The following is a 17,091-nucleotide window of genomic DNA, read 5'->3' as shown; positions in this document are numbered from 1 at the left end:
CAACAGTAACAAAACGGAGCATTTCCAAATTTTTTTTTGCATCCTATGCAACTTTAGGAACACCTAAATCCTTACCCGACAAGGGTTTAGGTGATTTTCTGCAATTTTCTGAGGCGCGCCAGGGGATTGCGCGGTTATACGCGAACGCATACAGTTCGTGTGTCACATGGACCCAATGGGTACATATGGGAGGGGCCGAGAGCGGTCCGCTCTTTGGATCATACGATCCAAAAGAAAAAGCCCGGCTTGCGCCGGGCCAAAGTTACTTCACCAAAAAAGGCATGATCAAGTCAAACATGTGGCGCGCCAACGCCGTAATCTTGTCCGACTCGAGCAATGCCACGGCTAGTTTAACGACTAGTACCGCAAAAAACTCGCCCATCGATTGCTCCTTCTAAGGGCGGTCCAAGGCCGGCGAATACCAACCCCGCAAGGCTCTGAGAAGCCTTGCGGGGTTGATTCTTTTCAGCCTTTGACTGGCAAAAATATACCCCTCTTTCTGCTTCGCCTCCAATTACTTTATTTGTTCTAGTTCGCTTGACTTTTTGACGCCCCCCACTCTGTCGGAAAGCACGTCCTATAAGGGTTTCGGCGTCGCCGTCGGCGCCGCTTATCGCGTGGCGGCGCCGCGACATTTCTCACTCCGTTTTAAGTGTTCCTATTTGGCTAATACTATTTTCGCGCCCGCGAAAAATCACTTTCTTTTGGATAACTGACAACTGATCCTAAAGCGACAGCCTTTAGGGTATGAGGAAACTCGGCCAGACACAACTGGCGTTAATCCAATTTCTTCCCCTCATCGCATCCACGTCCAATCACCAAATCCATTCCTTGAATTGCGACCGCGCAGCGAATGTACGAAGAAACGAATGGAAAAATGATGTGAAAACAGGCCCCCCATTCACTCAGTCACGTCCATTCCGGACGCGGCCGGCTGTGCAGCCGCGATTACATCGAGTGGCATCACGACTGTGGTTCGAGGTCGCCCGTTTTCCGTTTTTTGACCATCGACACGCATCGCGACCGCACGGCGTCAAGCATAAGCGAGCACGGAGAGTGAGCGAGCTGGAAACAGCGCGCATCGAGTGGTGTTTTCGACGGATTGGGCGCGAGCACTCAAAGGTGACGCGATGCGGCCCGCTGTCGGGCCGGTGGTGTGACTGTGCCGGCGAGCGCGGCGCAGATCCTCTTGCGGTTTTCCGCGCGAGGGCGGGTTACTGGCTTGCAGTCGGCTTGGGCAGTAAGCCTAACCACGTCGACATGGAGAGCGCCTGTTTCACGGACATTAAGGTTATCCACAGGGAGGGCCGATTTTTTTGCGAAATTTTTGGCGAATTTTGGGCCCGCGCGCTTTTTCGACCTTTTTCCCCTGAATTTCTGCATCTGGCAGCGTACTGCCCGACTCCTTTAGATGCCACAGCTGCATGGCGTAATCCAAGATTTCAGCCGATGTTGCCCCCTACCCCAAGCGCCTAAGCTATGAGATCGGGAGCAGGAATTTCAGCACCCCAGCGGGTCTGCGGATTTTTACGTAGAGGCCGTTCAACGATGCATACGCACCTTTCTGTCCCTCCCCTACGCCCTGATAGGCCATCCACTGCCAGCCTACCCAGACACGGAATTGCACCGGCCAAATTACGGCGACGTCTAGGATTAGTGGTTTCCTTGGCAGCAGCCCCCCGTGCGGCTCATTGCTATCGCGACCAGTGCGGTCTAGTAAAAATAAACCAGACCCCTTATTTTCTCATGTTCTCAAGCCAAACTCCACCTTATATAGTGTGTTCTGGCATTTTTGACACAATACATAGTGGTTTAGAGCAGACTAAAACAGAATTGATAGGGGCTGGGGGTGAGGGGTTGTTTCGCATCCAATATCCGAGTGCTTAGAAGTCCGAGGGGCGTCGAGCTGCTGCCGAACGTACTGGCGCGCGTGGCTCGCAACCGCCTCTTTTGGCATTTCGTGGAGGAGGAAATGCGTCGCCCTACGATGCGACAAAATTGTCGCGACAATAATGTCGCTTAAGTAATATACATGCTTCTCAATATTGCTTTGCTCCTATAAAATAGCTTCTCATGAACTCAGTCTCTGCCTCTGCCGCGATCGACCTCGCACTCAGCAACTACCCCATTCAGGAGAAATTTGGGGATGCACTGCTGCCTGGATTCACGGTTGTCCCCTCCATCCTGCTTCGCGAACAACACTCGCTTCGCTTGAACGATGGGGAAATGCTGGTGGCAATGCATCTGCTGTTGGCTTGGTGGGAAAAAGACCGATTGCCCTACACCAAGTCGGCGACGATCGCGAAACGGATGGGGGTGACCGCTCGCACGGTTCAGCGACACATGAAAGGGCTTGAAGCGAAGGGGTACTTACTTAAGGTTATCGACCCGCAAGACAGCGATAAGACGGCTTTCGACTTGGCGCCGCTGGTTAATCGACTCCAAGAGTTAGGTCGAAAAGCGCATGCAGCACGATGGAAAGCCCAACCGGCAGAGCAGGCAAGCGAACTGGTCGCGTCGGGCCTGGCCAGTTCAGTAAGTTGAGAAGAAGGACGCCACGGTACATGTCCAAACGTACCGGGCGGCAAGACGTCGATGTAGACCAAACGTCCAAACTTGGCCTACCCGACGAAGATGTGAGAAGACCTGTCAACCCTCTGCGGATCCCTGGCAGGACGGCTTGGGCGTCCAACACCCGTGCCGCACGCCGCAGAAAGATGTCGCGAAAAAGTTGGGCCTCCAAGACCCTTCTTTTTCGCACCAGGCATTTTAATTGTAGCAGCTGAGAACGGCTGACTAGACCTCGTTGTTGGTACCTCCCCCTTTTTTGTTGTTCTCGCCCAGTTGCCAGCTTTTCGGCCGCCCCGCGCGCTGCAGATATACTGTGTTTTTATACAGTACTACGCACCCATGTACGCCCAGATCACCTTGATGCGCCTGCACGGCAAAGCGCTCGATCAGCATCAAATCCGCAGAGCACAACCGGTGCGAGCCGATATCATCGTGTCCCACCAAAACGTGACGGCTCTGGGACGTTACTCCGACGTGGCCACGGTCGCGGGCGGGGTCGGTCTCAAAGAGTCATTGCTGCCGGCGCTCTATGACTGCCGACTCGCTGGCATGAGCACGAACGGCTTTGTTCTCACGGGCCTGCAGCTCGAAGGCTCGATTGCGTTCGCCCAGGCGTGGTGGTGCCGGCCGGCATGACACCATCACCCGTTTTTCGTGGAAACACCTTTGCGGGCATTAACGCCGAAAAGATCCGGGTCCGTGTACTCGGTGTATTCCATTGGCTCAAGTTCGCTCAGGTGCACCGATATGTGGCCGTCTCGGTCGGCCGGATCTTTCATCACCTGAAGTCCGGTCTGAAACTCAAGACGCCTCAGGCGCGCGGTCATGCGGTCCATTCGCGCATCAATGACCCGTGCGCCGCCACTGAGCCCGACATTGACGGATGCCATTGCTGCATTTAGCCAAACCGCCAGCCAAACGATCGCGGCACCCTCGATCACAACCAACGCCCACAGCAACTTATACATTCCAGTCCTTACCAAAGGTTTGAAAGCAACATGCTACAACGCGAGGGTCTTGAACTGGCCCTCAGCTCACGCCTCAAGGTCGTATCATGAGGTTTCGCTGACGTCATCGCGGGAGTTCACCCCATGTGCTATTCGGCTCAAATCATCGCGGACTATCGCAAATACACCAAGCTGTACGGTGCGGATATCGATATTAAGGAATTCGCGCGGCTGTTTTGGGAGCGCCAGCAGGGCAGCAAGGCCAAGGTGCCCAAGGCACTCGCAGCACCCTTTCTCGATGCCCACACCGACGAAGAGCGGCGCATCCAGGCACTGATTGCCGAGTTCGACGCTGACCAGGCCGCCCAGCTCGAACAGGATCTATTCAAACAGCGCGCCCGCCTGGCCGACGCGAACCGCGCCCTACAAACCAAAACCACCAAGGCGGCCACCGAAAGCCGGCGCATTGCAACGGGCAAAATCGACTGGGCGATCGGCAAACTGGCCGACCTGCGCCGCACCGAATTGAAGGATCGCGACGCGCGGATTTTTCCCGGTCAATACGCGCCCGTCATGCTCATGGAGCACGGCCGCCGCGTCATCAAGCCAATGCGCTATCAGTGCCGTCCTGCCGGCAAACCCGCGTTCTACGACGTGAAATATCCCGGTACATACAACGCGCGCCGCGACAATTTAGGCGGCTTCTGGAAGGGTCTATTCGGTTATACACACGGCCTGATCGTGGTCAACGCCTTCTATGAAAACGTCAATCGGCACCGGGTGGAACATCGCGAGCTGGCCGAGGGCGAGGCAGTCGAAAACGTCGTGCTGGAGTTCAAGCCGAACCCGCCTCAAGACATGCTCGTTGCCTGCCTATGGTCACACTGGCAGGGTAAAGGCGAACCCGACTTGCTGTCTTTCGCGGCGATCACCGACGATCCACCGGCAGAAATCGCGCTCGCGGGTCACGATCGCTGCATCGTCCCGATCAAGCGTGAGCACATTGACGCGTGGCTCAACCCGGACCCGCAGTATCTGGCCGATCAGTACGCGATCCTCGATGACCGCAATCAGCCTTACTACGAATATCGGCAAGCCGCTTGAGTGTCGGGCGGGGTAGGTCCCGCTCGTCAAAGCGAGGTCACACACACAATCGCTACCGAACACACCAGTGCCGCCAGGCACACCAGCATGATTGCGCCAAAACGGTACTTTTCGAGCTGCTCGACCAGGCGGCCGCATGCGTCAATAAACTCAGCGTTGAGGTGTTTAAACGGATTCATCATGGCGTTCGCCAAAAGTTACGATATCGCCATCATGAGATCACGACTTTTTCGGTTCCACCCGTGGGTTTTCCGACTTGAGCACTTAATCGCAAACCGCGCGCCTCTCGCTACCATCACGACCCCTTGCCGGGTGGTTTAAATACCGGGTGCCGGCGCAATTTTTTGCGGGGCGGGTGTTTCTTTCCCAAGTCGTTCACCTCGGCCGATTGCACGCTGAACCGGGAAAGCACCCCGCTTTGCAGCTCCTTTCCGCGCTGCTCGTTCCGAGTCGTGGTTCCACGATAGAGACCAGGCGTTGCGCCGGCCGGCGCACGTGCGCGAAGTGATAAACACGTTGTGCCTATACGTGACTCCTGAACCAGAAATCGTGGAGTCCATGAAAAACCCAGCCTCTAACCTTAACCAAGCCGCCGCGTTTGTCAATGCGTGCAGCAACTTCGTCACGCAGCTCGATGCGCACCAGGTCGGCGGTGCCATGTTCGTCTGCTGCATCGCGCTCGTGGGCGTTGTGGTCGTGGCGCTGTCGGTGCGTGCTGCACTTCCCTCGCGCGAGGACACGCCGAAGGCCCACAAGAGCGCACGGCGCGCGCCGGCTGTGGGCAATAATCAACAGCCGCGCAGATAGGTCATTGTGGCAGTTCGTCGAGTAGCTGGTTGGCGAGTTCGAGCGTCACCGGCTGGCCGCTTCCAGCCTTTCGAGGCGAAAGCGTCACTAGACTATCCGTGGGCATTTGCGCCGGCGCAAATGCCACACCCCACCCGGCTTTCCACTCTTTTCGCTTGACACTCAATTACTCAACTCATAAAATCAACTCAATGAATCAACTCATTTGAGTTATTGAGTTGATTTGGTTGGTGCGGAAAGGGGCGGGGTCGGAAAATAGACCATCACTAGCAATCTTGCAGTCCGCTCGGACATCATAGTATCGACGTTGTACTGGTGGACACGGACGGTCATGCAACCTGTGCGCGATTTATCGAGCGCCCGGACGAAGCCAGCATCCCACTTTTGGTCAGGGAACTGATCCTGCGCGAACTGGGGCAGTTTTAATGCAGTAGATTTAATGCAGTAGCGGTGCCTCCTGGTGCTGGAACACCGGGAGGCACCTGACCACAACCCACTGATAGGAGCAGTGAGCAATGGCTACGTCCATTCTATCGTTACCGGTCTACTTCACGGCCGAATACCTTTCCGCATGTGAACTCTCTGCAAGCGATGGCGTACCCCTCGATGCACAGGGTGGGATCTCACGCGAGGAGTTTCTTCGCTATTTCCAAGCTGTCTCACGCGAGGCCGCACGCGTGATTTTTACTAGTGAAAATCACGCTTCGTAGCTCCACCCAAATAAAGCGTAACTGCTAGATAAAAACCTAGTTGCTAGGATAAAACCTAGCAACAGACTAATTATCTAGTTGTGCTAATTATGCTGCACAATAATCAATATTTCGTAGAGAGGTCCGATATGCAAACAATCGACAGGCAAGGGCGAATCATAGTTTCGCGCGAGCAACGCGCCCGCATCGTTTTCCATCTGTTGGCAGCAACGGTCGTGCAGTGCCTGTTCTTCGGTGCGGCATGTGCGGTGCACCTGGTCAGCGGCACGCGGGCAATCACGCTCGTTTTTCTCGTCGCCGGCCGTATAGGTCTGCTGTGCGCTTATCTGTCCCAAAGACCGGTCTCGCCCATTGCCTGTTGGCTTCTCGTGGCGGCATGGGGCTGCATTTTTTCGTTTGCGCTCGGCCTTGCTGAAACGATGGGGTTTGCCGGCATGGTGGCGTGGCCCGCTGCGCTGTTCCTTGTAACGAAGATCGTCCAACACACCAACCTGGCTAATTGACGAGGGATTATTCGCTATGAATTCGCGTATCCGTGTATTCGCTCTTTTCCTTGCCGTTTTCGGTATCTCCACCTCGCCCAGCAGCTGGGCCGGGTCGGTTCTCGGCACGGGTGGCTCGACCGAAGTAACTCAGTTGGCGAACCAGGTCCAGCTAATCCAGGCAGCCATAACCCAGGCGCAGCAACTGTCGGTGGCGCTGCAGCAGGCCACAACGAATCCGAACACACCGTTTTCGCAGACCATGCAAGAGCTTGAGCAGTTGCGCAGCGTGTACAACACCGCGCAGGGCGTCGGCTATTCGCTGCAAAGCGTCAACCAGAACTTCACGAACCTTTACCCTGGCTTTGGCACGGTCAACGGGAATATCCAGACCAACATCACGAATTGGCAAAACCAGACGCGAAACACGGTCCAGTCTGCCATGCAAACGGCGGGTTGGACGATGGATCAGGTGGCATCGTCCGATCAAATGATTGAGACGCTACGCAGCCAAAGCCAGAGCGCACAAGGACAGATGCAGGCGACACAGGCCGGCAACGCAATTGCCGTTGAGATGGTGCAGCAGCTGCGCTCGCTGAGTCAGCTGCAGGCCGCGTCGTCTCAAGCTCAAGCTTCGTACATGGCGGGCGTTAACGAGAAGAGTACGCAAGACCAGGCTGTGCACAAGCAATTCTATCAAGTGACGCCTGTCTCCGAGACAGGCCAAGCTATGCCAATCAACTAATGAAGGTAAGTAAATCGTGAAAAAGACAACTTGGATGGTGATTTTGTTTAGTGCAGTTCTCTTGCTGTCTGCTTGTTCGAAGAAGCAAGACAGTGATAGCGCTAAAAATGCGTGGAAGATTGCCCCAGTCCCTGAGACGGGCAAGCCAATGCCAATTCAATAATGGGCGCTACAGCGATGACCGTTAGTCGTTTAGGGAAGTGGTCTCTCGTATTCCTGTTGATGGTTGCCCCCGTGCTTGCACTTGCTCAGGCTAGTACAGGCACAGCATCGACAGGTTCGGATTCTGCCGTCCAAAGTACTGGTTTGCAGATCCTGCAGACACTTCTTACTGCGTTCCAAAATGATAGTGCCGGGTGGATCACGGTGACCCAGAAAGCCGCCCTAGCCATCTTCGGCCCGCTGGCTACGATTGATTGTTTCCTGGTGGGTTTGGAGTTGGTACGCAACTCTGAAGATACTGTCGCTGGGCTTACGTTCAAGCTCTCGCGGATGTTGCTCATATGGGGCGTCTGGATCTATTGCATCCAAAACGTGACAACCGTGATGGAGATGATCCCTAAGGGATTTGACATGTTGGGGGCACAGGCTTCGAATATCAGTGGGGGGTTGAACCCGTCCAGCGTAATCAGTGCCGGCATAAATGTCGCGGGGAAGCTGATGGGGGCGGCTGGGGACCTATTGTCGTCAGCTGACATCGGGCTCGCGTTACTTGTGGTGATTACCGCATTTGTGGTTGTTCTTGGGTACGCGATTCTTGGTTTTCAGATGTTTGCTGTGTTGGTGCACATGTATATATGGCTCGCGGCAGTACCGATATTCCTTGCTGGTGGAGGAATGAAATTTACGCGTGAGTGGGCCACGAAGCAGTTTTCCGCCGGGATGGCAGTTGGTGTGAATATTTTTGTTATTTATTTGATTGCGGGTGTCATGACCACACAGTCAAAGTCGATCGAGAATATTTTTAACGGCGCGTCGATCTCGACCGCTGGTCCAATACTCGTCATGTTGGCAATCGCGTTGTTGTTTGTGTTTTTGGCATTTAAAGCGCCGAGCATAGCCAATGCACTGATGAATGGTTCATTGTCTGTGAGTGGTGGCGAAATGCTCGGCGCAGCTGCGGGAGCAACAGCCGCGGCCGTTGGCGCGATGGCGCTGGGGGCAAAGGCGATGACAGGCGCCGCCAATGCCATTACAGAGGGACTCGGCAAGATGGGTGGCGGTGGTGGTGCCGCTGGCGGAAGCCTGAGTGAAGGCCACACAAGCATGGCCGAGGCGTTTTCTCAACGCTCAGCCGCGTCATCATCGGCTGGGTCGTCGTCAGGGAGCGGAGGAGGCAGCGACGGTATGGCTGCGGAAGAGGCCAGTGAGGCGTTGCTTGGTCCATTGGGGAGCGATATGGCAACTGCAGAACAAGCAGCTGAATGGGACGCTGATGACGAGACGTCAAGCAGCGGTAGTAAAGAATCTGCTGCAGACCAACCATCCGGTAATAGCAATTCCTCGGGGCAGAACGGAAGCCCGGAAGGGAAAGCTTCGACCGCTGGTCAAACTTCGGGAATTGGCACGCGCACCGCCGCCCAAGGTACGCCGACTAACTCGTCAGCGGCGGCTAGCACCGCACGATCAGCGAAGCCAGCATCGCAAGGCGGCGGCCGATCGAGCGCCTGGCAACTCACCGCTCCGGAGTCGGATGCATCCGACGCAGCGATCAGTGGATCGGAACCCGACGCGGGACAGCGCTCACAGCATGAGCCTAAAACAGCGGCGCATCCGCTCGACCAGCTCAACGATAAAATTCAGAAAACGGCCAGGAAAGTACAGGAGCTAATCCCTGAATCGAGCCATCAGGGAACGATGAATATCAACCACCACGATTAAACCGCTCAGGTTACCTCGCTCCTCGTAGGGAATGCGAGGTTTTGATTCACGCGCTCGCCGAACACCTCAGCGTCCAGTGCCACGGCCTCGGTGACGGCATCCTCCACGAACGCGCCAAGGCTTTCTGCTTCTTCCATGCTGTATCTGCGTCGTTCCATCATGTTTGCCTGGCTCAGCCATCGCGGCCGGTGCAGTGTACCGCGAGCCTGCCGTGGAAATGTCCCGAAAATCAGCGTTTAGCCGGCCAGCCAGCTCGGATGGCGCCGGTACAGGGTGGATGGCTTGCCGACCCGCCGTAGACCAGCCTATTGCGCCAGGTGAGGCAAAAACCGCCGACCGCCCCTTTTACTGTAAGCCGATTTTGAACGTGTGATAACCGATTACGCTTATGCGCCCACGCGCATCGCCGGTGGATGCCCGCCGCTTTGTATGCTGAGCCAGGTGTTTACCGTATGCACTGGCTGACCCCGCCGCGCCTTCGGGCGCGGCTTCGTTAATCTAGATAAAGGGTTTTGTTCGGGGTTTATCACGCGCCGATCGGCGCGCACTTGTTTTCCCTCACGGGTGGACGCCGAAGGCGGCCGGGTGGGGTTAGACCCACTGACGAGTGAGTTATCAACAGCGGGGGCTAAGCCGTCTTTTTAAGAGATTTTTAAATCTTTTTAAAACCTTTTTAAAACCTTTTTAGGGTCGAGCAACGCCATACTGGGTAAGGGGTTGCGGCCCGCTATTCTGACAAATTAGTGGTTTTACCTGACATTTTCGTGGGTAGCCTGACATTTTCGTGGTGATATCTGCCTTTTCCGTGGGTAGTCTGACATTTTCGTGGTGCCATGCCTAAAATTTAGGCGAGCAAGATCTTGACCACTCGATCTATTCTGACATAAATTCATGTTGTCAGAGACATGTATTCTGACGTACATTTAAACCGTCAGAATAACCACGGATTTGTCAGAATGAACGACCCGATCGAGCTACCCCAGCAGCCACGCGACCAAAGTGTGGTCATCAAAAATGAGCTTGTTCGGCGCGTTCAGAAAATGAAGCTATCTGAAAAACGATTGCTTGCTCTGGCCATTGCGAAATGCAACCCCAAGCCGAAAATCTTACTCGACAAGGCTGTACGCCTTGATCCTCACACCGGGATCGCTCCGGGATGGTCTGTGAAGGTCACGACGCAGGAATTTATGGAAGCCTATCCACAGATAGATTCTAAACACGCTTATACGGATTTGAAGACGGCGGCCGAAAACTTGTATGAATGTAGTGTCGAGTGGGACACGTTCGAAATTGATCGCGGCAAGAAAATACCTGTGCGCAAGAGCATCCGGTGGATCTATGAAAAAGTGAATACGACCACGCCCGGTTGGGTTGAGATTAAATTTTCACCTAGCATCGCCCCGTATCTCCTGGGCATATCAGACGAGTTCACGAAATACAAGTTGAAGCACGCAGCCGATCTTCGATCGGTTTATAGCTGGCGAATGCTGGAAATGATGGCTCAGTACCGTGGAACCGGCCTAATCACTATCAAATACGACGAGTTTTGCGAGGCAATGGGCGCACCCGATAGCTGCGTTAAGGATGCCGGGCAGTTGCGCCGCCGAGTGATCGAACCGGCCATCAAAGAGCTTCGTGAAAAAAATGGGATTGCAATCGAGTGGGAGCCGACCAAGCCAGGAGGGCGAAAAGTCACAGGCTTTAAATTTCGATTTGAACCGGACCCGCAAGGACGGCTATTCTGACGGAAATTCAATCCGTCAGACTAACCACGAATTTGTCAGAGTTTGCATAACGAATGCGTAACGTATGCATAGGGTTTGCATAACTAGTAAGAACGGGCAGCAGCGCCTTGGCCGAGGTCATCACGCGCCTGTCGGACGATAGCCCACCAGCACCAGCTCGCTACATTGGCAAACGCAAGTAACTGGCAAACGGCGTATTCTGCCGCAGACGTTCAGCAAGCGGCGAGCGGGCTTCAAGCAGGTCCGCTATCGCCTCGGGCGAGCCGGCCAACAGTGCGTGCCACTGCTCGATGTAATCGCGGCTGCACAGCCGGCCGCGTTCCCACTTCGCAACCTGCTCAAGCGCGTAGGCGATCACGGCCGGCGCGCGCGTAGCGTCACGCAACAGCGCAGCGACGCCGGCATGGGCGAGGTGGCGCTGTTCCTCGCGTTCACGCTGTTGGGCACGCGCAAGCTGCCTTTGATGCGGTTGGTTGTCGTCCATGGTTTATTGCGTTTTCACTGGTGAAGGTCAGCGCTTCGGACTGCGGCGGCGCTCCTGCTCAGGTAGGTATGTGTATCACGCAGGCGCTGCTCAATATCGTTTCCGCTCATCCTTCCACCAACGTCCAGACAAGATCTGTTCTAGTACCCATTGGGGTATAGGTCTCGCGCTCCTCAAGCGTGTAGTGTGGTCCAGGGCGAATCTTTCGGTGCAGAAGGTAATATCCGACCTGCGCCATTACCAGTTCCGCGGGGCCGCTAAAAATCACATTGCCATCGACCAACAGAGAGTAAATAGGCACGTCGCCATCTACATAGCCGACCAGATGAATGAAGCCGGCCACGCCACCGCCTAAATCAACACGAATAGATTCACCTTCTTCCTTCGGAAAATTTTCAATGCTCAACGACATGCAATACCCCATGTGGATGTTAGCGGCTCTGATGGTCCGGACCCAAAATATTCACTGGAAATTGCCAGCAACACAAGTCTTTAAGGCATTGGCACCACTTGACACTCAATTACTCAACTCACATAATCAACTCCGTTACTCAACTCAATTAAGTGGAGGATTATATGATCGTCCTAGTGGCTGCTGAAAAAGGCGGGGTCGGCAAGTCAACCATTGCCAGCAATTTGGCCGTGTACCTCGCGCGTCAAGGCGTCGATGTCGTGCTCCTAGATACGGACGCACAAGCCACATGCGCCAGATTTGTCGAGCGCCGGGACGAGGCGAAAATCGAACCGCCTCTGCCATGCGTGCAACGCACTGGAGAGGTATCCGCCACGTTACGCGATCTGGCGCGGCGCTATCAGGTGGTGGTGGTTGATGCCGGTGGCCGCGACTCACGCGAAATGCGATCCGCCATGGCTGTGGCAAACCTTCTGCTCACGCCAATTCGCGCTAGCCAGGCGGATCTAGAAACCTTACCAAAGGTAAATGAGCTGATCGGCCTGGCTCGAGGATTAAATCCTGAGCTGAGGGCCTCGGCAATTCTCTCCATGGCGCCGTCCAATCCGGTCATTCGCGAGGTTGAAGAGGCGCGCGAGTTGTTGGCGCAATTCGATCAGCTAGAGCTCGCAGACACTGTGATCCGAGACAGGAAGGTCTACCGCGATGCCCTTCTTGCCGGCCGGGGCGTTGTCGAACTCGAAAACTCACAGGCCCGCGCTGAAATACAGTTGCTAGGCCAAGAATTTTTCGAGCTCGAGCAAGAACTGAGTAACAACTCAAAGGAGTTGAGTAAATGAGTAAATTTAAGATTGGCGCAGGAGGTGGCTCGGTTAGTGAAAAACCGGCGAGCGCGGCTGAGTTCGTTTCCGGCGCGGCAATGGTGAAGTCGCAAGCCGGTTCCCGGCCGCTGAAGCCCATCCGCCTCAACCTCGATCTCGATCCCAATATTCACCGTCAGCTGAAGCTACGTGCTGTGGAAAACGGCATCTCCATCGCACAGCTCGTGCGTGCCCTGATAACTCGGGAACTCGGTTAACGCGTTGGGCCAATCTGGGTGAGAACAACAACATGGGGTTTACCAAGAAAGAAGTCACGGCCAGCGTCGTCAAGAAACTCCGGCTAACGCCAGCCGACGCGGCAGAGATTGAAGAGCGTGCTCGCCAAGCATGCATGACCTTCAGCGGGTACGTCCGACGCTGCAGCCTTGGGCGGCGTACCGACACGCGATACGACGTAGATTCCATCCTCGCGCTAAGAGACGTCGTCAACAAGATCCGAGCGTTGTATCAGGATCCGCGCGTCGAGCTCTCAGAGGAAGAAGTTAGAAGTGCCCTCCAGGAAGCCGTCTTGGCTATGAAACGCGTATGAGCTTCTGCGACCGGGTCTCGGGGCGGAGCCCTGAGTTTCCCCAGTAGGGGTGAGCTGCGACGGGCGCGAAGCGACCTAGCAGCTCACCCCGGTGAGGTCACAAACTTCAGTTTGTGGCCACAACTGGCATCCTGTCCAAGAAGTTCTTTTGTTTTTGTAGGTGAATTCGTCGATGATCGAGTAGTGACATCGCCAATCTGTCACTAGCGAAAGTATGGAGCAGGCGCGAAGGTTTTTTTGGTAAAACGAAAGCATCGGCGTCGATCGAAAGTGCGGCGTCTTCTAGTGGTGGTGAGGGCAAAAGCAATGACATGAAACAGCTCGCTGAGATGCTCCAACCGAAGTCAAATTTGGGCCAAATCGCGCGAGCCGGAATGGGCAACTAGAAGGAATGCACGGTAACGGCGCAGGTTTAAGGCGGCCGGCTTGCCAAAATTGTGGGCCGCGCCGATATAGTGGTAGTGACTGAGCCGGCTGGAAGGCCTGCTCACGCCTTTGAGTGGCCTTTGGGGTAAGGGGTCAATCTTTGTAATCTACCGGCGCAATTCATGCAGCACTGACTAAACCCGAATCCGCTCCACTTCATCAAGGTTGATCTCGTCGTGTCGCCGGTCATACAGCTGGGTGGTGCGCGTCGATGTGTGATTCGCCATCGTCGCAGCGTTTTCGAGCGTGCCGCCGTTCTTCAGATACGCGGTGATCCCGGTCGCGCGAAACGTGTGGTTGCCGATCTTCGTGCCGATGCCGGCTGCGAGTGCGCGACGCTGCACCATCGCGTACGCATTCGCCTGCGGTAGCGAAGTTACGCTAAGCTGGCCCGTGCCGCGCTGGATCGTGCGGAACAGTGGTCCTTTCGCGTCGGAGGCGATGCCGGTGCCGTCCAGATACGCGTGTAGATACGCTTCTAGCGTGTGATGACAGGGCATTTCATGGCGCTTGCCGCCTTTCTCGTGCAGGCGCACCCAGAGCCGCCGGTTTTGGACGTAAACGTCCTCGACTCGCATGGCCAGTGCCGCGCCGATGCGCGCAAAAGAAAACACCATCAGCCCAATCAGCGCTCGATCCCGTAGTCCAATCGGTGTGCTGACATTGATGCTGTCGAGCAGCTGCCGCGCTTCGGTCGCATCGAGCACGGGTGTCTTGCCCTGGCGCGCAGTGTGACTCGGCCCCCGCACCGAGACGGCGGGATTGTGCGGCACGACCTGGCCTATCACGAGCCAGTCGAACAGGTGACGGATGGCGGCCAGGTGCTGCTTGACGGTGGGTGCCGATAACGTCTGCGTTTGCGACTCGATCCAGGCCGCCACATGCAGCGGCTGGACCGCCGTGATCGACGGCACGCCGGCGCCGGCGCACCAGGTCAAAAATTCGCCCACCGCATGCGCGTAGGCGCGGCGTGTGTTCGGGTTGCGAATGTTCGACGCAAAAAATTCAAGAAAACGCACGCCGGCCTGATCACCCGCAGCGGCAACCAGCACGGGCATCGCGGCGCCAGCAGGGACGGTAAGGTTGCTCCTCATGCGCTTTTCATATCGGAGGTAACACTGGGTAGCGGATGTGGAGCATGGCGTCATATGTGCCGTGCTTGTGCCAGGAACGGTCCGCGATAATCGTTGCGCGAATCGGGAGACCATTCTGAGTGACATGCTGGTCTTTGAGCGTGAGTGAAAATCTTCTTCCTAAGCCGCGTTCCCCTTGCGGTACGTTGCAGACCGCCCACTCGATCCGGTACGAGTCCTCGGCAAAGCTCTCGTCCAGCTGAACCTCCAGCTGCAATGTGTCTCCAGGGCGGAGCGGCGTATTGTCGAAGTGAAAGCTACAATTCTGGGATTCCTCAACCTGACCGCTGTTTCCCAAGCTATCCCAGACTCGTAGGAAGGACGGTGCGTTATAGGTTTGTGCCAAGTTATTTCTCGCGTAGTAGGCCTTCAGGGACTCGATCACATCGGCTGAGTAGCACGCCACGCGCAAGGCTTGATGGGTGGTGATGTCGTTGGTGTGCGCAAGCGGATTTCGCGCCTCGACAATCCGATCGAGAAACGTACGTGCCTCGGGTGCGCCATCAGGAAAAGCGTCTTTCAAGCTATCCTGAAAGTGGCCATACATTTGCGGGTGGCAGATGATAGTGACAAGGTCATCGAAGAGCAGTGCATCAACCTCGCGCGGATAGCGAGGCGGTTCTTGACTGCGGCGCTCGGCGGCCTTGGTCACGATGTCCTTCTTGATCGGCAAGGCCGACAATGACCCACCGTGATGCGCACGAAGCACATCATCAATCAGGCGCCGCAGCCAACGCTCTAACGTCTCAATCTGGTGGCGAACAAGGTTACGCATCTCGTCCGTGGACATGTTGCGGAACGGCATCCTCGGGTTCTCCTTATATATATGATAAAGGACATTATCATATATAAGAGGCTCCCCGAGGTAGTCGGACTGATGGTGTGTCTCTAAATTGTGGATTCAGGTTAGGCGGTGTCAAAAAGACACCTTATGGTGGCATTTTGACACCGATCGGTGCTATACTCTGGTTTCCTTCTGCGGAAGGGAATAAAGCGTTTATCAAACGCCTAACAGGACAGGGCATATTGCCCGATTGTCAATTACAGCAAGAACCATAGCCATGTCACCGCCTGGAGGCGTCACAGGGTTGGTTCAATACAAGGAAATAGCGATGGCTATCAAGCACGACAGCGACACGGAAAACTCCGTTCGCGGGCGAATCACTGCCCGGTTGAGTGCGGAGAAGCAAGAAGTACTGCAGCTCGCTGCAGACTTATCGGGTAGTACCCTCAACCAGTTCGTTGTGCAATCGGCACTGCGGGCGGCTGAGCATGTGATCGAGCAGGAAGACGTCATCCGGTCTATTCGGCTGACGGTGGAACAGTCCCAGCGTTTCTTTGCGTTGCTCGATGCACCTGCCAAGCCGAACGAAGCGTTGCAGCGCGCAATGGAACGTTTTCGGAATAATAAAATTGGAAGCAGAAATTCGAAGCCTGAACCCGAAGGACGACCGCAGCAGTTTTGATTGCGGCGTTGCTTCGCTGAATGATTGGCTGCAAAAAACGGCCAAGCAGCATCAAGAAAAAAATCTTTCGCGTACGTTCGTCGCGATTCTACCCAACGATCCACACCGGATCGCTGGGTACTACGCTCTTGCCGCTACCTCGGTCGAAACCCTGGGCATGTCTGGTAAGAAACTCCCCCGGAATGTATCCGCAGTGCTCTTGGCACGGCTCGCCGTTGACAAGAACAATAAAGGTCAGGGCCTCGGCGAATACCTTCTGGCTCACGCGCTAGATGCAGTCGTTAGTACCGCTGAAATCGTCGGCGTTCAGTGCGTTGTCGTTGACGCCATCGACCATGAAGCCGCCAACTTCTACAAAAAGTACGGCTTCGAGCCGCTTACCGATGAACCGCTCACGCTATTCCTGCCGGTAGCGTTCATCCCAAGCTGAACTGCAAGCTGGAATCCCTTGGACACGGGCTCACGCATCGACAGCGTGCCCCGTGCACAGGCGTACAGTATCGAGAATCCAATGCTGGCGTGCTACTCCAATTGCCAGGCTTTGGTCGAGCAACGAACGCATGGTCTCGGTGAACCACCAGCTTCGCTGCCGAAAAAATTTAGCCGCTAAAGTTACTTTGTGGGCGTCGCGATGTTGCATTAATTGCAAGATGGCGCGCCAGGGCTAGCACAACAGTAACAAAACGGAGCATTTCCAAATTTTTTTTTGCATCCTATGCAACTTTAGGAACACCTAAATCCTTACCCGACAAGGGTTTAGGTGATTTT

Annotated in this window: 21 protein-coding genes; 14 read left to right on the top strand and 7 right to left on the bottom strand. The window is 55.4% G+C overall.

Features of this window, described 5'->3' with window-relative positions; translation table 11 throughout:
* From GSQ77_RS29245 to GSQ77_RS01750, 3 genes are all read left to right on the top strand, one after another.
* On the top strand, positions 1 to 398 hold a 398-nt coding region (locus GSQ77_RS29245), incomplete at its 5' end, for a hypothetical protein (protein ID WP_216854835.1).
* Positions 399 to 2,073: 1,675 nt separating this feature from the next.
* Entirely contained in the window at positions 2,074 to 2,544 is a 471-nt protein-coding gene (locus GSQ77_RS01755) for a helix-turn-helix domain-containing protein (protein WP_158898445.1), read from the top strand.
* Positions 2,545 to 2,910: 366 nt separating this feature from the next.
* Positions 2,911 to 3,207 carry a hypothetical protein gene (locus tag GSQ77_RS01750; protein ID WP_158898443.1) on the top strand — a complete coding sequence of 99 codons (297 nt, stop codon included), beginning with the start codon at positions 2,911 to 2,913 and terminating at the stop codon, positions 3,205 to 3,207.
* A 5-nt stretch (positions 3,208 to 3,212) separates the two neighbouring features.
* Here GSQ77_RS01750 and GSQ77_RS01745 read toward each other — a convergent pair whose 3' ends face one another.
* Complete coding sequence (locus GSQ77_RS01745) at positions 3,213 to 3,539, bottom strand: hypothetical protein (protein ID WP_158898441.1); 327 nt, start codon at positions 3,537 to 3,539, stop codon at positions 3,213 to 3,215.
* A gap of 123 nt (positions 3,540 to 3,662) precedes the next feature.
* Between GSQ77_RS01745 and GSQ77_RS01740 the strand changes: the two genes are divergently transcribed.
* The gene (locus GSQ77_RS01740) at positions 3,663 to 4,622 is read left to right on the top strand and encodes an SOS response-associated peptidase family protein (RefSeq protein ID WP_158898439.1); all 960 of its coding nucleotides are present in this window, start codon (positions 3,663 to 3,665) and stop codon (positions 4,620 to 4,622) included.
* A 26-nt stretch (positions 4,623 to 4,648) separates the two neighbouring features.
* Here the strand turns inward: GSQ77_RS01740 and GSQ77_RS01735 are convergent, their stop codons facing one another.
* Complete coding sequence (locus GSQ77_RS01735) at positions 4,649 to 4,804, bottom strand: hypothetical protein (RefSeq protein WP_158898437.1); 156 nt, start codon at positions 4,802 to 4,804, stop codon at positions 4,649 to 4,651.
* A 376-nt stretch (positions 4,805 to 5,180) separates the two neighbouring features.
* Here GSQ77_RS01735 and GSQ77_RS01730 point away from each other — a divergent pair, with 376 nt between their 5' ends.
* The 4 genes from GSQ77_RS01730 to trbL all read left to right on the top strand — a co-directional run bounded on the left by GSQ77_RS01730 (position 5,181) and on the right by trbL (position 9,247).
* Positions 5,181 to 5,429 carry a hypothetical protein gene (locus GSQ77_RS01730; RefSeq protein WP_158898435.1) on the top strand — a complete coding sequence of 83 codons (249 nt, stop codon included), beginning with the start codon at positions 5,181 to 5,183 and terminating at the stop codon, positions 5,427 to 5,429.
* 838 nt (positions 5,430 to 6,267) lie between these two features.
* Complete coding sequence (locus tag GSQ77_RS01725; RefSeq protein WP_158898433.1) at positions 6,268 to 6,642, top strand: hypothetical protein; 375 nt, start codon at positions 6,268 to 6,270, stop codon at positions 6,640 to 6,642.
* Positions 6,643 to 6,658: 16 nt separating this feature from the next.
* Positions 6,659 to 7,366: a P-type conjugative transfer protein TrbJ gene (gene trbJ / locus GSQ77_RS01720; RefSeq protein ID WP_158898431.1), complete on the top strand. Its 708-nt coding sequence runs from the start codon at positions 6,659 to 6,661 to the stop codon at positions 7,364 to 7,366.
* 162 nt (positions 7,367 to 7,528) lie between these two features.
* Positions 7,529 to 9,247, top strand: coding sequence for a P-type conjugative transfer protein TrbL (trbL, locus tag GSQ77_RS01715; RefSeq protein ID WP_367889645.1), 1,719 nt, complete (start codon positions 7,529 to 7,531; stop codon positions 9,245 to 9,247).
* Positions 9,248 to 9,252: 5 nt separating this feature from the next.
* Here the strand turns inward: trbL and GSQ77_RS01710 are convergent, their stop codons facing one another.
* Positions 9,253 to 9,405, bottom strand: coding sequence for a hypothetical protein (locus GSQ77_RS01710; RefSeq protein WP_158898427.1), 153 nt, complete (start codon positions 9,403 to 9,405; stop codon positions 9,253 to 9,255).
* A gap of 798 nt (positions 9,406 to 10,203) precedes the next feature.
* On the opposite strand from GSQ77_RS01710, the gene GSQ77_RS01705 reads away from it, so the two are divergent.
* The gene (locus tag GSQ77_RS01705) at positions 10,204 to 10,992 is read left to right on the top strand and encodes a replication initiation protein (protein ID WP_158898425.1); all 789 of its coding nucleotides are present in this window, start codon (positions 10,204 to 10,206) and stop codon (positions 10,990 to 10,992) included.
* A 160-nt stretch (positions 10,993 to 11,152) separates the two neighbouring features.
* Here GSQ77_RS01705 and GSQ77_RS01700 read toward each other — a convergent pair whose 3' ends face one another.
* Positions 11,153 to 11,476 carry a hypothetical protein gene (locus GSQ77_RS01700; RefSeq protein ID WP_158898423.1) on the bottom strand — a complete coding sequence of 108 codons (324 nt, stop codon included), beginning with the start codon at positions 11,474 to 11,476 and terminating at the stop codon, positions 11,153 to 11,155.
* Positions 11,477 to 11,582: 106 nt separating this feature from the next.
* Entirely contained in the window at positions 11,583 to 11,888 is a 306-nt protein-coding gene (locus GSQ77_RS01695) for a hypothetical protein (RefSeq protein WP_158898421.1), read from the bottom strand.
* 164 nt (positions 11,889 to 12,052) lie between these two features.
* Here GSQ77_RS01695 and GSQ77_RS01690 point away from each other — a divergent pair, with 164 nt between their 5' ends.
* The 3 genes from GSQ77_RS01690 to GSQ77_RS01680 are packed head-to-tail and all read left to right on the top strand — an operon-like array spanning position 12,053 to position 13,298.
* Positions 12,053 to 12,727 (top strand): division plane positioning ATPase MipZ, encoded by a 675-nt coding sequence (locus tag GSQ77_RS01690; RefSeq protein WP_158898419.1) that lies wholly within the window; start codon positions 12,053 to 12,055, stop codon positions 12,725 to 12,727.
* The gene (locus GSQ77_RS01685) at positions 12,724 to 12,966 is read left to right on the top strand and encodes a hypothetical protein (protein ID WP_158898417.1); all 243 of its coding nucleotides are present in this window, start codon (positions 12,724 to 12,726) and stop codon (positions 12,964 to 12,966) included. The genes GSQ77_RS01690 and GSQ77_RS01685 overlap by 4 nt, the downstream gene beginning before the upstream one ends.
* 32 nt (positions 12,967 to 12,998) lie before the next feature.
* Positions 12,999 to 13,298 (top strand): hypothetical protein, encoded by a 300-nt coding sequence (locus GSQ77_RS01680; protein WP_158898415.1) that lies wholly within the window; start codon positions 12,999 to 13,001, stop codon positions 13,296 to 13,298.
* 560 nt (positions 13,299 to 13,858) lie between these two features.
* Here GSQ77_RS01680 and GSQ77_RS01675 read toward each other — a convergent pair.
* Both GSQ77_RS01675 and GSQ77_RS01670 read right to left on the bottom strand, forming a co-directional pair.
* Positions 13,859 to 14,818 carry a tyrosine-type recombinase/integrase gene (locus GSQ77_RS01675; RefSeq protein ID WP_174246376.1) on the bottom strand — a complete coding sequence of 320 codons (960 nt, stop codon included), beginning with the start codon at positions 14,816 to 14,818 and terminating at the stop codon, positions 13,859 to 13,861.
* Positions 14,819 to 14,825: 7 nt separating this feature from the next.
* Positions 14,826 to 15,662, bottom strand: a complete 837-nt coding sequence (locus tag GSQ77_RS01670; RefSeq protein WP_158898413.1) for a Swt1 family HEPN domain-containing protein — start codon at positions 15,660 to 15,662, stop codon at positions 14,826 to 14,828.
* 307 nt (positions 15,663 to 15,969) lie between these two features.
* Between GSQ77_RS01670 and GSQ77_RS01665 the strand changes: the two genes are divergently transcribed.
* Both GSQ77_RS01665 and GSQ77_RS01660 read left to right on the top strand, forming a co-directional pair.
* Complete coding sequence (locus GSQ77_RS01665; protein WP_158898411.1) at positions 15,970 to 16,323, top strand: DUF1778 domain-containing protein; 354 nt, start codon at positions 15,970 to 15,972, stop codon at positions 16,321 to 16,323.
* Complete coding sequence (locus tag GSQ77_RS01660) at positions 16,271 to 16,753, top strand: GNAT family N-acetyltransferase (RefSeq protein WP_254067403.1); 483 nt, start codon at positions 16,271 to 16,273, stop codon at positions 16,751 to 16,753. The genes GSQ77_RS01665 and GSQ77_RS01660 overlap by 53 nt, the downstream gene beginning before the upstream one ends.
* The last annotated feature ends 338 nt before the right edge of the window (positions 16,754 to 17,091 follow it).

It is taken from the genome of Burkholderia sp. L27(2015), assembly GCF_009765705.1.
Classification (GTDB): Bacteria; Pseudomonadota; Gammaproteobacteria; order Burkholderiales; family Burkholderiaceae; genus LMUX01.
This window is presented reverse-complemented; position numbering and strand designations above follow the sequence as displayed.

Excerpts from the sequence above, each read along its gene's own strand:
- GSQ77_RS01755 (WP_158898445.1), top strand. The coding sequence starts at position 2,074 with ATGAACTCAGTCTCTGCCTCTGCCGCGATCGACCTCGCACTCAGCAAC.
- GSQ77_RS01750 (WP_158898443.1), top strand. The coding sequence starts at position 2,911 with ATGTACGCCCAGATCACCTTGATGCGCCTGCACGGCAAAGCGCTCGAT.
- GSQ77_RS01745 (WP_158898441.1), bottom strand. The coding sequence starts at position 3,539 with ATGTATAAGTTGCTGTGGGCGTTGGTTGTGATCGAGGGTGCCGCGATC.
- GSQ77_RS01740 (WP_158898439.1), top strand. The coding sequence starts at position 3,663 with ATGTGCTATTCGGCTCAAATCATCGCGGACTATCGCAAATACACCAAG.
- GSQ77_RS01735 (WP_158898437.1), bottom strand. The coding sequence starts at position 4,804 with ATGATGAATCCGTTTAAACACCTCAACGCTGAGTTTATTGACGCATGC.
- GSQ77_RS01730 (WP_158898435.1), top strand. The coding sequence starts at position 5,181 with ATGAAAAACCCAGCCTCTAACCTTAACCAAGCCGCCGCGTTTGTCAAT.
- GSQ77_RS01725 (WP_158898433.1), top strand. The coding sequence starts at position 6,268 with ATGCAAACAATCGACAGGCAAGGGCGAATCATAGTTTCGCGCGAGCAA.
- trbJ (WP_158898431.1), top strand. The coding sequence starts at position 6,659 with ATGAATTCGCGTATCCGTGTATTCGCTCTTTTCCTTGCCGTTTTCGGT.
- trbL (WP_367889645.1), top strand. The coding sequence starts at position 7,529 with ATGGGCGCTACAGCGATGACCGTTAGTCGTTTAGGGAAGTGGTCTCTC.
- GSQ77_RS01710 (WP_158898427.1), bottom strand. The coding sequence starts at position 9,405 with ATGGAACGACGCAGATACAGCATGGAAGAAGCAGAAAGCCTTGGCGCG.
- GSQ77_RS01705 (WP_158898425.1), top strand. The coding sequence starts at position 10,204 with ATGAACGACCCGATCGAGCTACCCCAGCAGCCACGCGACCAAAGTGTG.
- GSQ77_RS01700 (WP_158898423.1), bottom strand. The coding sequence starts at position 11,476 with ATGGACGACAACCAACCGCATCAAAGGCAGCTTGCGCGTGCCCAACAG.
- GSQ77_RS01695 (WP_158898421.1), bottom strand. The coding sequence starts at position 11,888 with ATGTCGTTGAGCATTGAAAATTTTCCGAAGGAAGAAGGTGAATCTATT.
- GSQ77_RS01690 (WP_158898419.1), top strand. The coding sequence starts at position 12,053 with ATGATCGTCCTAGTGGCTGCTGAAAAAGGCGGGGTCGGCAAGTCAACC.
- GSQ77_RS01685 (WP_158898417.1), top strand. The coding sequence starts at position 12,724 with ATGAGTAAATTTAAGATTGGCGCAGGAGGTGGCTCGGTTAGTGAAAAA.
- GSQ77_RS01680 (WP_158898415.1), top strand. The coding sequence starts at position 12,999 with ATGGGGTTTACCAAGAAAGAAGTCACGGCCAGCGTCGTCAAGAAACTC.
- GSQ77_RS01675 (WP_174246376.1), bottom strand. The coding sequence starts at position 14,818 with ATGAGGAGCAACCTTACCGTCCCTGCTGGCGCCGCGATGCCCGTGCTG.
- GSQ77_RS01670 (WP_158898413.1), bottom strand. The coding sequence starts at position 15,662 with ATGCCGTTCCGCAACATGTCCACGGACGAGATGCGTAACCTTGTTCGC.
- GSQ77_RS01665 (WP_158898411.1), top strand. The coding sequence starts at position 15,970 with ATGGCTATCAAGCACGACAGCGACACGGAAAACTCCGTTCGCGGGCGA.